The organism is Burkholderia sp. AW33-5 (genome assembly GCF_053427615.1).
Genome location: NZ_JBSAXA010000001.1, coordinates 360,218 through 373,292, shown reverse-complemented (window position 1 = coordinate 373,292; position 13,075 = coordinate 360,218). Strand labels below are relative to the sequence as shown.

Here is a 13,075-nt window from a genome sequence, read left to right as displayed (position 1 = left end):
TCAGGCGGCGCCGCGCACGTCGAACTCGACCTTCCAGCGCTCGTTCGTGCCGCTCGGGATCGCCTCGAGTTCGAGCGTGCCGGCTTCGGTCACGCGCGCGTGCAGCTTCACCGGCACGACCTCGCCGACCGTGCGCCCTTCGGCAGGCAGCGTCGCCTGGATTTCCTCGAGCTCCTGCAGCTCGTCGGGCGACCAGTAGTCGAGCAGCGTGCCGACCTGGTCCTGGCGGCGCACCGACGATCCGAAGAAGCGGAACTGCACCGGTTCGCCGACGACGAGGCCGAACTCCTGCGGCGGCAGCGCCGCATCCGAGCCTTCCTCCATCCCGAACGGCGCGACGCACAGCGCCTGCACCGGCGGCTCCAGCCCCGGCACGGCAGGCATCGCCGATTCGATCGCGACGTAGTACGCACGCGCCGTGCCGCCGCGAATACGCACGCCGCGGCCGCGCTTCACGTAACCGTAATAAGCCGCGCCGCGCGCGACCGCCAGATCGAGATCCGCGCCTTCGAGCAGGCGCGCGGACGGCGCGCCTTCGGCGGCCAGCCAGCCGTTGAGCGTGTCGAGCACGCGCTGCGTGAGCAGCGTCGACTTGAACACGCCGCCGTTGAACAACACCGCGGTCGGATGCAGGAAGGTCGCGCCTTGCGGCAGCGTGCGCTGCACGCCGTCGAGCGCGTCGAGCGCCGCGACCTGGCGGCCGAGGAACGCCGCGAGATGGCGCGTGATGCCCGCGTCCTGCGCATACGGCAGGCCGAGTTGCGTCAGGCCGACGCGCGCGCGGCTCACCGGACGCGCCGCCGCATCGACTTGCGGGAAGAAGCCTTCGAGGATCGTCTGCGTGAGTTCCGCGCGCGTCAGCTCCGTGCGGATCGAACCGCCGATCAGCTTCGAGCCGCGGCTCGGCACGACGAGCGGCACCGCGTCGGTCGTCGGGTCGGACAGCAGGGTTTCCTTCGCGGCGCGGCACGCGTAGGTCAGCGCGCGCAGTTGCCACGGATCGGCCTGCGTGCCCTGTTGCGCGAGCTTGCGCGCGACCACGTGCGCGAGCGCGAGGTCCATGTTGTCGCCGCCGAGCAGGATGTGCTCGCCGACCGCCACGCGATGCAGTTCCAGGTTGCCTTCGCGCTCGACCACCGCGATCAGCGACAGGTCGGTGGTGCCGCCGCCGACGTCCACGCACAGGATCAGGTCGCCGACCCGCACCTGCTTGCGCCAGCCGCCTTCGCTCTTCTGGATCCAGCTGTAGAGCGCCGCCTGCGGCTCCTCGAGCAGCGTCATCCGCGAATAGCCGGCGGCACGCGCGGCTTCCGCCGTCAGTTCGCGCGCGGCCGGGTCGAACGACGCGGGGATCGTGACCGTTACGTCCTGGTCGGCGAACGGCGCGTCGGGATGCGCGTGGTCCCACGCTTCGCGCAGGTGGGTCAGGTAGCGGATCGAGCTTTCCAGCGGCGACACGCGCGACACCTCGGGCGGCGCATCGCTCGGCAGGATCGCCGCGCGGCGATCGACGCCCGGGTGGCACAGCCAGCTCTTCGCGCTCGACACGAGGCGGATCGGCGTGCCCGCGCCGCGGGTGCGCGCCATTTCGCCGACCGCGAAGGCGCGCGAGGCCGTCCACGGCAGCGTCAGGTCGCCCTGCGTCAGCTCGCTTTCATGCGGAAGATAGAGGAACGACGGCAGCAGGTCGCGCGACTCCAGCGCGCCCGGCGCGGTCAGCTGCGCGATCGGCAGCACCTGCTGCGTGATCTTTTCGCCGTCGCTCGCGGCGCTGTCGACGTACGACAGCGCGCAATGGGTCGTCCCGAGGTCGATACCGATCGAATAGCGCGGATCGCTCACAGTTCCACCTCCGCCGGTGCGACCACCGATGCGTCGTGACTGCCCGTCAGCTTCGGCAGGCGCACGTCGGCCACGCGCCAGCCGCGATGGCTGACCGTACCCGTGAACGGCGCCGAGCCGACGACGTTGCCCGTCACGCGCACGGCCGTCGCGTCGAAGCCGGCCGGCAGCGTCACGCGGCTGCCTTCGGCTTCGTCGCGCACCGGCACGATCGTGAAATGCTCGCGCAGCGCGGCGCGGCAGCCGTCGTGCACGAGGCGTGCGGCGGCGCCGATGTCGGCGTCCGCATAGCCGGCGATGTCTTCCTCGACGAAGTCGATGAAGCGTGCATCGCGCTGCAGCAGGCCCAACAGTTGCAGCGCGGCTTGCGGGCTCGCTTCGCGCAGCTCGGGGGCCGGGGCCTTCGCGGGCGCCGGAGCCGCGGCGGGGGCCGGCGCAACCGGCGCCGGGGCGACCGGTGCCGGCGCGCCGTCGCGCACGCGCAGCACGCCGGCCGCGAACTCGCGGTTGCCGATCACGGAAAAGAACGTGCCGACGGCCAGCGACAGCCGGCCGAAGAAGGACAGGTTGGATTCGGGCATGGGGTCTGGACTCCTGTGGGCTCGCGACACGGCGAGCATCTTGCCTGGGCGCCGGGCGGCGGCGTGCGATGGCGCACTGCCGCCGCCCGGCGCGTGATTCGGGCGCGCCCTCTCGGGTGCGGAAAACCCGTATTTTGCCCTGTGGCGGGCGAACCGGGCAGAAGTTGGGGGACAGAACACGGCGGCGTGCGGGTTTCGCGCGGCGCCGGATTGCATCGGACTGCCGGTTATCGGGTGATGGTTGCGATGTTGCGGCGCGTCAGCGCGGTTTGCGGCGGCGCGCCGCCTTCGCCTCGAAATCGCGCGACAACATGCCGGGCGTGACCTCCCCGAAGCGCGCAAGCAGCACCGCTTCGGCCTCCTTCAGCGTGGCCGACAGATTCAAGCGACACGCCCGATCCGCCGCGCGCTGAAATCGGCGACTTGCTTGCCGGCACCGTGTTCGTTGATCGATCGCCGGGCGAGATCGCCGTGTTCGACATGACGGGACTCGCGCTGCAGGACCTGACCGGACGTTCGATCCCGTGGCCGTGTTGAACGGCACCGGCGTGGTATCTTCCATCGTCATGCGTCTATCCAGAATCTCCGCCATCTCGTTCGATCTCGACGACACGCTGTGGCCGTTCGGCCCCGCCGTCGAACGGGCCGAGGCGTCGCTGCATGCGTGGCTGATCGCGCACGCGCCCGATACCGCGAGCGTCGTGCCCACGTCGCAGGCACTGGGCCAGTTGCGCAACGAATACGAACGCTCGCGGCCGGACCTCGTCAGCGACTTCCGTGCGTTGCGCATCGGCTCGATCCGGCTTGCGCTCGAACGCGCGAACGAAGACGTCACGCTGACCGACCGCGCATACGACGTGTTCTATTCCGCGCGAAACCGGGTCGAGTTCTTCGACGATGCGTTGCCGGCGCTCGCGTGGTTGAGCGCGCGATTTCCGCTGATCGCGGTGACGAACGGCAATGCGGACCTTCAACTGACCGGCGGCGGCGAGTTCTTCCGCGACACGCTCAGCGCGCGTGCGTTCGGATTCGCGAAACCCGAGCCGGAAATCTTCCATGCGGCCGCCGCGAAGCTCGGCGTGCCTGCGGCGGAGCTGCTCCACGTCGGCGACGACTTTCACCTAGATGTCGTCGGCGCGTTGAATGCGGGGCTTCAAGCGGCCTGGGTGGTGCGTCACGAAGGGCCGGAAGCGGAGCACGCCGCGCATCGTGCCCCGTCCCCGCATCTGACCGTTCGCGACTTGTCGGCGCTGTGCCGCACGCTCGGCGGCCCCGTCGAAGCGTCGTAACCGCGAGCCCGCAAGGTCGCGCGATCGCGCGGTCGAGGTCGATCGCCGCCATCGGCACGACCGACCGCCGCTTCACGCCGCCTTGCGCGCGTCCGCGATCCGTTGCGGCGCCTTCGGTCGCGCATAAAGCCGCTCGAGATACGCGCGCAATTGCGGAAACGGTTCGATCAGGTGGCATTCGCTCGCCCAGTCGATCAGGTAGACCGTCACGCAATCGGCCACCGTCAACGAGTCGCCGACGATGAATTCGCGCCCTTCGAGATGCTTTTCGAGGATCGCGGCCATCGTCGCGAAATCCTCGCGAGCCAGCTCGATATCGGCCGGCGAGCGCTTTTCCGGCGGATAGATGAACGAATGGCGCGTAATCCGCCACAGCGGCTGTTCAAGCTCCGTCACCGCGAACATCACCCACCGATACGCCTGCGCGCGCAGCGCCAGATCGACGGGCAGCAGCGCCTTCTCCGGATACTTGTCCGCGAGATACAGCACGATCGCGGCCGACTCGGGAATCACGAGGTCGCCGTCCACGAGCACGGGCACCTTGCCGGCCGGATTGAGGCGCAGGAATTCGGGCCGCTTGTGCTCGCCCTCGAGCAGGTTGACCGACACGAACTCGAAATCCGCGTCCAGTTCCTTGAGCCCCCAGAGCGCGCGTTGCGAGCGCGTGCCGGCGAATCCGTAAAGCTTCATCGCAATGTCTCCATCGATAATGTCGGGGAAAAATCGCCGCGCACGGGCGACGGCCCATCGGCCGCGACGACCGCGCACGCAGCGCCTGTCGCCGCTCACATGCCCGGCACCGCGAGCACGGGCATCACGTCGATCGCGTCGCCCGGGAACAGCGTGAAATGCGGATGGCCTTCGAACAGCGCGGCGGCCGCGTCGTGCGATGCGGCGCGCACGACCGTGAAGCCGCTCATCGCATTGGCGGTGTCCGTCACGCCGCCCTTGCCGATGGTCTTGGTCTTGCCGAGCGGCCCGCCGAGCTCGACGATCGCATCGCGATGCCGGTCGACCCACGCGTGCCATGCGGCGATCCCCTCGCGCTCCCGCGCACGCCGCTCGTCCTCGGGCAGCGCCATCCACGCCTTCATGGCCGGGCTGTCCTTGCTGCCGAGGAATACCGCGAGATACAACTGCTGTTGCGCACCCATGCTTCCTCCGTCCGATGGCGGGAACGACGGGCTGCCGCTCCTCGTCCTTGACACAATAGGTTGATATCAACACAATTGCAACATGGCACGCAAAGAAGAGCTCCCTTTCGAAACGACGTTGATGGTGCGCGATTGCTGTCTGTGCCTGCACATGCAGCGCGCGGCGCGCAATCTCGCGCGCATCTTCGACGATGTGCTGCGTCCGCTGGATCTCACCAACGGCCAGTTTTCGCTGTTGATGTCGCTGAACCGGCCGCAGCCGGCCGCGATGAAATCGGTCGCGTCATTGCTCGCGATGGACCGCACCACGCTGACCGCCGCGCTCAAGCCGCTCGAGCGGCGCGGGCTGCTCACGATCACGCAGGATCCGGACGACAAGCGCAGCCGCCTGCTCCAACTCACGCCGGCCGGCCATCGGTTGCTGGCCGAAGCGTTCCCGCTGTGGCAGCAAACGCACGCCGAGATCGAACGGCCGTTCGCGGCGGGTGAAGTCGATGTGCTGCGCGGGCAGTTGCGCGCGCTGTCGGAGGATCCGGCTACGCGCGGCTGACGCGGCGCGCCATGCGCGTCACTTCCGCGCCTTCTTCGGCATCAGCAGTTGCGCGAACTCCTGCAGGAAGCGCACGGGCCCGTGCGCGTGCAGCGCCTGCCCGCTGCTGAGCGCGCCGTCGATGACGGTCGCGAGCCGCAGCGCGTAGGTTTCCGGTTCGTCGATCCGCATCGCGCTGGCCAGCTCCGTCAGCCGGCGCCGCAATTCCTGCTTGTGCGCGACGGCGACCTTGCGGGCCGGATGATTGCCGTCCGCGTACTCGGCGGCGATGTTGATCTGCGGACAGCCGCGATAACCGGGGCGCTCGATGCGCTCGCCGATCCACTGCAGCTGCGCATCCAGTTCCTCGCGCGGCGTGCGCCGGTACTGCGCGGCCACCGCGTCCCAGTGCGCCCAGAAGTCCGCATCCTCGCGCAGCAGGAACGCCTCGATCAGGTCGTCCTTCGTCGCGAAGTGCCGATACAGGCTCGTCTTCGCGACGCCCGCCCGCGCGACGATCAGGTCCACGCCGACCGCCCGCGTCCCTTCCTGGTAGAACAGCGCGCTCGCCGTTTGCAGAATGCGTTCGCGCGTATCGGGCGCGCTCCCGTTCGTGTCCGTTCCCTTTTTCATCCAAGCCCGGCCGCCTAGGCCGCCTGTCCCGCGAAAGTGCGTCCGATGATAGCACCCGGAAGTTGACGACGCTACAGGTCTGTACTATAAAACAGACCGATCTGTATCGGAGCTGATCATGGACGATCGAATGACGGTTGCGGTGTATGGCGCCACGGGTCACACGGGGCGGTTCGTCGTGGCCGAGCTGGAACGGCGCGGCCTCGGCGCGATCCGCATCGGGCGCGATGCCGCGCGCCTCGCGCAAGGCGGCCCCGACGCGCCGCCGTGGCGCGTCGCCTCGGTCGATGATCCAGCCGCGCTCGACGCCGCGTTGCGCGGCGCGCACGCGGTGATCAATTGCGCGGGCCCGTACCTCGATACCGCGCTGCCGCTCGCCGATGCGGCGTTGCGGGCAGGCGTCCCGTATCTCGACCTGACGGCCGAGCAACCGTCGGTCCAGGCGCTGACCGACCAGCGCGACACCCGGGCACGCGCCGCCGGCGTGACGCTCGTGCCGGCCGCCGCGTTCTACGGCGGCCTGGCCGATCTGCTCGTCACGGCGATCGTCGAACCACGCGAGCCGATCGAGCGCGTCGACGTCGCGACCGGCCTCGACAGCTGGCATCCGACGCGCGGCACGCGCGTGACCGGCGAGCGCAATCATGCGATCCGGTTGATCCGGAAGGACGGCAAGCCGACCGCGGTGCCGTCGACGCCACGTGAACGCAGGTGGCCGTTCCCGTCGCCGCTCGGCGACGTCGACGTCACGCTGCTGCCGTTTTCGGAAGTGATGACACTCGCGCGTCATCTGCGCATCGATACGATCGAGTCCTGGCTCGCGACGCGCGCGCTGCGCGACGTGCGCGATGCCGGCGCGCCGCCGCCGCGGCCGGTCGACACGCTCGGCCGCTCCGCGCAGCAATTCGCGATGGACGTGGTCGTCGTGCAGAACGGCAGCACGCATCGCGCGACCGCGTCGGGACGCGACATCTATGCGGTCAGCGCACCGATCATCGTCGAGGCGACGGTCCGCTTGCTGAGCGGCAACGCGTTGACGTCGGGCGGCGTGCGCAGCCTCGGCGAACTGTTCGACGCACGCGATTTCCTCGCGGCGCTCGACACGGTCGCCGTATCGTTCGATAAGAACACCGATCGGAATTTCAACCGGAGGAACGAGCATGAGCCGCAATAGCAAGGAGAAAGCCGCGTATTTCCGTTCGCTTCACCGCGCGGGCCAGCCGCTCGCGTTGTTCAACGTGTGGGACGCCGGCAGCGCGCGCGCGGTGGCCGACGCGGGCGGCGTCGCGCTGGCGACCGGCAGCTGGTCGGTCGCGGCGGCCAACGGTTTCGTCGACGGCGAGCAGATGCCGAAAGCGCTCGTGATGGAAGTGCTCGCGCGGATCGCGCAGGCGACCGACCTGCCCGTCACCGTCGATCTCGAAAGCGGGTATGGCGAGCGGCTGGAGGATGTCGCGGACACGATCGCGCGCAGCATCGAGGCCGGCGCGATCGGCTGCAATCTCGAGGATAGTTTTCCGGCGACGGGCGAGCTGCGCACCGTCGACGCTGCGGCGGCGCGTCTCGCGGCGGCGCGGCAGGCGGCCGACCGCGCGGAGATCGGCTACTTCATCAACGCGCGCACCGACGTGTTCTTCAAGGCCGCAGCCGATACGCACGACGAGCGTTTGCTCGACGATGTGCTGACGCGCGCGCATGCGTACGCGGCGGCCGGCGCCGACGGCCTGTTCGTGCCGGGCCTGCAGTCGCCGGCGCTGATTCGCGCGCTGACGGCCGCGTCGCCGCTGCCCGTGAACATCATGCGCGTCGCGCAAACGCCGACGCTGGCCGAACTCGCGTCATACGGCGTCGCGCGCATCAGCCACGGGCCGTACCCTTACCTGCAGGCGATGAAGGCACTTGCGGCGGTGGTCAGGCAAGGCGGCTGATCGGCCGCAGAACGTCGCATGAAGCAAACCGCGGGCGCGCCGCAACAAGCAGCGTGCCCGCGCGGGTCACTTCATCCGGACACGCCGGTTTCTCGACGATCCGAACGGCAGGCTGATCCACGCTCGCGTCGATCGGCCCGCATGCACCTCACTCGGCCAGCGCCGGCGCCACGCCCACCCGCTTCGGCACGCCGGTCACGATCGTCGCGACCGCCACGGCCAGCACCGCGGCCGCGCCCAGGAACACGCCGCCCGCACCGTTCGCGTCGAACACGACGCCGCCTGCCGCCGCGCCCGTCGCGATCGCGAGCTGAATCGCCGCGACGATCAGCCCGCCCGCGCTTTCGGCCTCGTCGGGCACGGTGCGCGTGACCCACGTCGACCATGCGACCGGCACGCCGCCGAACGCCATCCCCCACAACGCGACGAGCACCGCGTCGATCATCGGTGCACGGCCGAGCGCGACGAGCGCGACGCCGAGCACGACCATCAGCGCGGGCATCCCGATCAGCATCGGCCGCAGTCGATGCTCGAGCACGCGGCCCGCGAGCGACGTGCCGACGAAGTTCGCGATCCCGTAGCCGAGCAGGATCGCCGACAGCCCGTTCACGCCGACGCCCGCGACCTGTTCGAGGAACGGCCGCAGATACGTGAAGAACGCGAAATGCCCGGTGAACACGAGGATCGTCGCGAACATCCCGAGGCCGACGGTCGGCCGGCGCAGCACGTCGACGAGCGTGCGCAGCCGCGTCGTGCCGCTCGGCGGCATCGACGGCAGCGTCATCACCTGCGACGCGAACGCGAGACCGCCGAGTCCGGCCGCGACCAGGAACACGTTGCGCCAGCCGATCAGGTGCCCGAAATAACTGCCCATCGGCGCGGACGCGATCGTCGCGACCGCCACGCCGCTGAAGATGATCGACAGCGCGCGCGGCACCATCGCGGTCGGCACGAGCCGCATCGCGGTGGCGGTCGCCATCGTCCAGAAGCCGCCGAGCGCGACGCCGAGCACGACGCGGCCGATCAGCAGCGTCGTCAGGTTGGGCGCGAACGCGACCGCGAGATTGGACGCGACGAGCAGCACCGAAAACGCAAGCAGCACGCGTCGGCGGTCGATCGTGCGCGTCAGCGCCGAGATCAGCAGGCTCGTGACGAGCGCCACCGTCGCGGTGGCCGTGACGGCTTGGCCGGCCACGCCTTCGGTCACGCCGAGGCTGTCGGCCATCGGCGTGAGCAGGCTCGCGGGCAGGAATTCGGCGGTGACGAGACCGAACACGCCCAGCGTCATCGCGAAGACGGCGCCCCAGGCCGGCTCGCGGGGGGCCGCCGTGGTGGCGGCAGAGGAGATTCCTGGATTCATGCGTCGTTCCGGGTCGTATAGGGAAAATACTGATGACGACGTATCGTAAGGAGCAACGGCAGGACGGTCTATGACATACAATCCGTTCTTGTTGATCGATCGTCCGAATTTCGCGATGTCCGAGCCCCTGCTTCCTCCCGTCCCCGACGTGCACGACCTCGTCAGCGAGCTGCTGCTGGGGATGCGCCTGAGCGGCGTGCAGTATCGCCGCATCCAGGTGCCGCGGCCGTTCGGGCTGAGTTTCGGCCATGCGCCGGGCCGCGCGCAGTTCCATTTCGTCGGGCGCGGGCCCGTGCTGCTGCGCGACGCGGACGGCACGACGATGCGCCTCGAAGCGGGCGACGCGATCCTGCTGCCGCACGGCCGCACGCACGCGCTGGTGTCCGATCCGGATGCGCCGTGCCGCGAGATCGGCGGGTTCGAGGTCGCGAAGATCTGCGACACGGTCGCGTCGGTGGGCGCGACGTCGTGCGCCGCGACGGAGCCGGCCGCCGGCGACGCGCTGATCTTCAGCGCGTGCATGGAGCTCGATCTCGGCGGCATGCAGCCGCTTGTCGGGACGATGCCGGAATTCATGCACGTCGGCACGCTGCTCGCGCGCTACCCGGAAATACGTCCGATGCTCGACGCGATGGAACGCGAATCGTGCTCCGAACGCGCGGGCTTCGCGGGCATCCTCGCGCGGCTCGCGGACGTGGTCGCCGCGTTCATCGTGCGCGGCTGGGTCGAATGCGGATGCGGCGACGCGACGGGCTGGGTGCAGGCGCTGCGCGAGCCGAAGCTCGGTCGCGCGATCGTCGCGCTGCATCGCGATCCGGGGCGCAACTGGAGCGTCGCGGAACTCGCCGCCGAAGCGGGCGTGTCGCGCTCGGTATTCGCCGAGCGCTTTCTCGCGGCCACCGGGATGACGCCGGTGCGTTACCTGACCGAGCTGCGGATGCGGCTCGCCGCGCAGTGGATCGCACGCGAGGGCGAGACGATCGAAGCGGTGGCATACCGGCTCGGCTACGGATCGCTCGCGGCGTTCAGCCGCGCGTTCAAGCGCGTGGTCGGCAAGCCACCGGGTGCGGTGCGTGCCGAAGGCGACACGCACGCCGACGTGTGACGTGTAACGCTTCGCGTGCAGCGCGTGGCCAAGCGAACGCCTGCCGAGTCATGCCGGCATCGCTCGATCCGCCGTCGCCCGTGACGCTCGAGCTCAACCGCTGTGCGCGTCGAGCTTGTCCACCAGCGCCGTCGCGCACTCCACGGCCAGTGCCGCGCACTGTTGCGCATCCACCGGCTCGCCGTGCGTCATCGCGCCCTGCACGATCCGGCCCAGCAATTCCTTCGCCAGGTCCGCGATCTCGTGTTCCCGTTCCGTCATGATGTTCCTCCCGTGCGTCGGCCGATGGCGGCGACGCGCTCAATCCCCCTCCCCGCTCAATGCCCTTTCGCCCGCACGACGATCTGCGCCTGCGTGTCGCGTTCGATGCGTTCGAGCGACGCACGCAGCGCCGTGAACTCGTCGGGCGTGCAGACCTGGCGGCCGAATTCGGCCTTCATCCGCCGCGTGACCTGCACGACCCGCGTGGCCGCATCGAATACGTAATGCGACGCGAAGTCGACGAAGCGGTCGTGCACGGCCGCATCGGCGGGCAGGTCGGTCACCGCGACGTCGGCCGGCAGCGTGATCTGGCCGGTCTCCTCGAAACTGCCGCCGATGCACGTCCACGGCTGCGTGCGCGCGGGTTCGGCCAGCCAGCCTTCGACCTGTGTCGCGATGCCGCCCGTGACGCTCGACAGCACGGGCACGGCGGTCGTGCCGTCCGGCCACACGACGTGATCGAGCGTGCCGGCATACGTCACGTCGAACGGGCCGCCGGTCGCGCGGCGATCGCTCGTCGTGATCCGCGCGTGGCCGCGCAGTCCGCTTTGCCGCAGGCGTTCGTTCGCGAGCTGCCGGATGCGGTCGGGCGCCGCGCGGCGAAACAGCGTGCGTTCGAGCTCGGCGGTCCAGCCGTCGTCCTCGACGAGCGCGTGAAACCCCGAGGCGCCCGGTTGCGCGGCATCGATCGCCACGCGCGCGGTGCGACGCTTCGGCTGCATGGCGGGCGTGCGCGACAGCACGCCGGTGTCGACGAGCAAAGCCGGCCGATCCATCACGATCGGCGGCAGGTAGCCGAACGCAATGCCGGCCGTCGTGGTATCGGCGTAGAGGCCGAGATCGGGCAGCCACGTGATCGCGTGATTGATCGCGCCGCCGCCGTAACCGGGCACCGACGGCAGCGTGTACACGGAGCCGAGATTGATCAGCACCGGTTCGCTGCGGATGCCGATCGCCGCGAGCAACGCGCCGAACAGCGCGACGTGGTCCTTGCAGTCGCCGTAGCGGTTGCGCAGGATGTCGGTCACGCGATGCGGCGCGGCGGCCGTCTCGCCGAGAAAGAGCGCGACGTAGCGCACGTTCGCCTGCACCCAGTCGTACAGGATGCGCGCCTTGTCGTGCGGATCGGTGGCGTCGGCGGTGAGCGCGCGTGCGAGCTGCACGACGGCCGGATCGTTCGCGCCCGGGTCGACGGCCGCGTTGCGGTAGCGCGCGGCGAACGCCGCATAGTCGGGCAGCGTGGACACCACGAGCCGGTCGCCGTAGGTCGGATAACCGACCGCACCGCTCTCGATGCGCTCGTACGGGCCGTGCCGGTAGTCGAATTCGTAGCGCGTGCGGCCGTTCGCGGTCACCGGCGGCAGCGCGACGTAGCCGCGCGCGTCCGCGTGCAGCGTCATGTCGGCCGGCACGTCGAAGATCAGCCGCTGGTGCTCCACCGGCTCGCGCGACGGCTCGACGTAGTAGCCGAAGTAACCCGCGTTGACCGGCCTCGTGCGCGACTTGCGGAACGCGATGCGCGTGCCCGAGCCGGCCTCGACGCCCGGAAACACGACGGTGCGCAGCAACCCGTCCTGAAACGTCGGCGCACCGGCCGAGCGCGGCTCCTGGACGTCGCGGATGCCGTCGGGGCCGACCGGATGCGCGACGCCGTCGCGATCGATCGTCTCGGCCGCGAGCAGGTCGACCTTCTCCAGATTCTTGTCGAACCACACGTAACGCTGCGCGACCTCGTCGATACCGTTCGCGTTGTTCGCGCGCAATGTCGAATCGTCGTGCTCGTCGAGCGAACCGTCGTGCTGGATCACGAATTCGTGGACATCGCTGACGAGCGTGACGGGCGCTTCGTCGGCCACGTCGTTCGCTCCGTCCACGGTTGGCCCCGCGCCCGGCGTCGCACCGCCGGCGTTCGATGCGCCGAACGCGGCGGCACATGCCAGCATCCAGCCGGCCAGGCCGGCAGAAAAGCGCACCACATCGCACCTCGTCGCGGTTCACGGACAGCACGGTCGCGCAGCGCGTACGCGCGACCACGCCACGCTCGTGTCGAGCCAGTGTGGGCGTCGCATCCGCACGCGTCAAGCCGGTGCGCACCGACCTACAATGAGACATGGAAGCGTCATCGCGTGCGGCCGCCGGCACCCGCCCGATCGCCGAACGACGGCGATGGATCGCCCGCTCGCGACGAGGAGGCACCATGGAAACCGGGATCGTGGAAGTCGTCGTGCTGCTGGCGTTCGTCGCGCTCGCCGTGCTGTTCTTCATCAAGCGTCCGGGGCGCGACCGGCTGAGGGCCAAATTCCATCATCCGCCGCTGCGGCGGCCCAACCGACCGCATCGACATCATCAACCCTGACGGCTGCCGCCGGCAGTCGCGCACGCGCTTTCCGCGC

The 13,075-nt window shown here is 69.7% G+C and carries 14 protein-coding genes and 2 pseudogenes; 7 read left to right on the top strand and 9 right to left on the bottom strand.

The window, feature by feature from the left end:
- From ACV22V_RS01770 to ACV22V_RS01760, 3 genes and pseudogenes are all read right to left on the bottom strand, one after another.
- A complete protein-coding gene (locus tag ACV22V_RS01770) occupies window positions 1-1,842 on the bottom strand; it encodes an Hsp70 family protein (RefSeq protein ID WP_448012820.1) in 1,842 nt (613 codons plus the stop codon).
- Complete coding sequence (locus ACV22V_RS01765; RefSeq protein ID WP_059532098.1) at window positions 1,839-2,423, bottom strand: DUF2760 domain-containing protein; 585 nt, start codon at window positions 2,421-2,423, stop codon at window positions 1,839-1,841. Before ACV22V_RS01765 ends, ACV22V_RS01770 begins: the two co-directional genes overlap by 4 nt.
- A gap of 259 nt (window positions 2,424-2,682) precedes the next feature.
- Window positions 2,683-2,808: pseudogene (locus tag ACV22V_RS01760) on the bottom strand (transcriptional regulator); the annotation flags it as partial.
- Window positions 2,809-2,816: 8 nt separating this feature from the next.
- Here ACV22V_RS01760 and ACV22V_RS01755 point away from each other — a divergent pair.
- Together ACV22V_RS01755 and ACV22V_RS01750 are read left to right on the top strand one after the other, a co-directional pair.
- Window positions 2,817-2,960, top strand: a pseudogene (locus ACV22V_RS01755) (ornithine cyclodeaminase family protein); the annotation flags it as partial.
- Between the two features lie 29 nt (window positions 2,961-2,989).
- Window positions 2,990-3,712: an HAD family hydrolase gene (locus tag ACV22V_RS01750; RefSeq protein ID WP_448012819.1), complete on the top strand. Its 723-nt coding sequence runs from the start codon at window positions 2,990-2,992 to the stop codon at window positions 3,710-3,712.
- Window positions 3,713-3,784: 72 nt separating this feature from the next.
- Here ACV22V_RS01750 and ACV22V_RS01745 read toward each other — a convergent pair whose 3' ends face one another.
- Together ACV22V_RS01745 and ACV22V_RS01740 are read right to left on the bottom strand one after the other, a co-directional pair.
- On the bottom strand, window positions 3,785-4,402 hold the full coding sequence (locus ACV22V_RS01745; RefSeq protein ID WP_059690341.1) for a glutathione S-transferase family protein: 618 nt from the start codon (window positions 4,400-4,402) through the stop codon (window positions 3,785-3,787).
- Between the two features lie 95 nt (window positions 4,403-4,497).
- On the bottom strand, window positions 4,498-4,866 hold the full coding sequence (locus ACV22V_RS01740) for a hypothetical protein (RefSeq protein ID WP_448012818.1): 369 nt from the start codon (window positions 4,864-4,866) through the stop codon (window positions 4,498-4,500).
- A gap of 82 nt (window positions 4,867-4,948) precedes the next feature.
- Between ACV22V_RS01740 and ACV22V_RS01735 the strand changes: the two genes are divergently transcribed.
- Entirely contained in the window at window positions 4,949-5,416 is a 468-nt protein-coding gene (locus ACV22V_RS01735; protein ID WP_223962971.1) for a MarR family winged helix-turn-helix transcriptional regulator, read from the top strand.
- A gap of 18 nt (window positions 5,417-5,434) precedes the next feature.
- Here ACV22V_RS01735 and ACV22V_RS01730 read toward each other — a convergent pair whose 3' ends face one another.
- A complete protein-coding gene (locus tag ACV22V_RS01730; protein WP_059702824.1) occupies window positions 5,435-6,028 on the bottom strand; it encodes a TetR/AcrR family transcriptional regulator in 594 nt (197 codons plus the stop codon).
- Window positions 6,029-6,146: 118 nt separating this feature from the next.
- On the opposite strand from ACV22V_RS01730, the gene ACV22V_RS01725 reads away from it, so the two are divergent.
- Entirely contained in the window at window positions 6,147-7,202 is a 1,056-nt protein-coding gene (locus tag ACV22V_RS01725) for a saccharopine dehydrogenase family protein (RefSeq protein ID WP_448012817.1), read from the top strand.
- A complete protein-coding gene (locus ACV22V_RS01720) occupies window positions 7,189-7,956 on the top strand; it encodes an isocitrate lyase/PEP mutase family protein (protein WP_448012816.1) in 768 nt (255 codons plus the stop codon). The genes ACV22V_RS01725 and ACV22V_RS01720 overlap by 14 nt, the downstream gene beginning before the upstream one ends.
- A gap of 148 nt (window positions 7,957-8,104) precedes the next feature.
- On the opposite strand, the gene ACV22V_RS01715 is transcribed toward ACV22V_RS01720, so the two are convergent.
- Complete coding sequence (locus tag ACV22V_RS01715; protein ID WP_223962963.1) at window positions 8,105-9,316, bottom strand: MFS transporter; 1,212 nt, start codon at window positions 9,314-9,316, stop codon at window positions 8,105-8,107.
- Between the two features lie 70 nt (window positions 9,317-9,386).
- On the opposite strand from ACV22V_RS01715, the gene ACV22V_RS01710 reads away from it, so the two are divergent.
- Window positions 9,387-10,421: an AraC family transcriptional regulator gene (locus ACV22V_RS01710; RefSeq protein WP_448012815.1), complete on the top strand. Its 1,035-nt coding sequence runs from the start codon at window positions 9,387-9,389 to the stop codon at window positions 10,419-10,421.
- A gap of 93 nt (window positions 10,422-10,514) precedes the next feature.
- On the opposite strand, the gene ACV22V_RS01705 is transcribed toward ACV22V_RS01710, so the two are convergent.
- Window positions 10,515-10,682 (bottom strand): hypothetical protein, encoded by a 168-nt coding sequence (locus tag ACV22V_RS01705; protein ID WP_448012814.1) that lies wholly within the window; start codon window positions 10,680-10,682, stop codon window positions 10,515-10,517.
- Between the two features lie 56 nt (window positions 10,683-10,738).
- Window positions 10,739-12,625 carry a DUF3857 domain-containing transglutaminase family protein gene (locus ACV22V_RS01700; protein ID WP_448013009.1) on the bottom strand — a complete coding sequence of 629 codons (1,887 nt, stop codon included), beginning with the start codon at window positions 12,623-12,625 and terminating at the stop codon, window positions 10,739-10,741.
- A gap of 254 nt (window positions 12,626-12,879) precedes the next feature.
- Here ACV22V_RS01700 and ACV22V_RS01695 point away from each other — a divergent pair, with 254 nt between their 5' ends.
- The gene (locus ACV22V_RS01695; protein ID WP_179949142.1) at window positions 12,880-13,038 is read left to right on the top strand and encodes a hypothetical protein; all 159 of its coding nucleotides are present in this window, start codon (window positions 12,880-12,882) and stop codon (window positions 13,036-13,038) included.
- Window positions 13,039-13,075 lie beyond the last annotated feature (37 nt).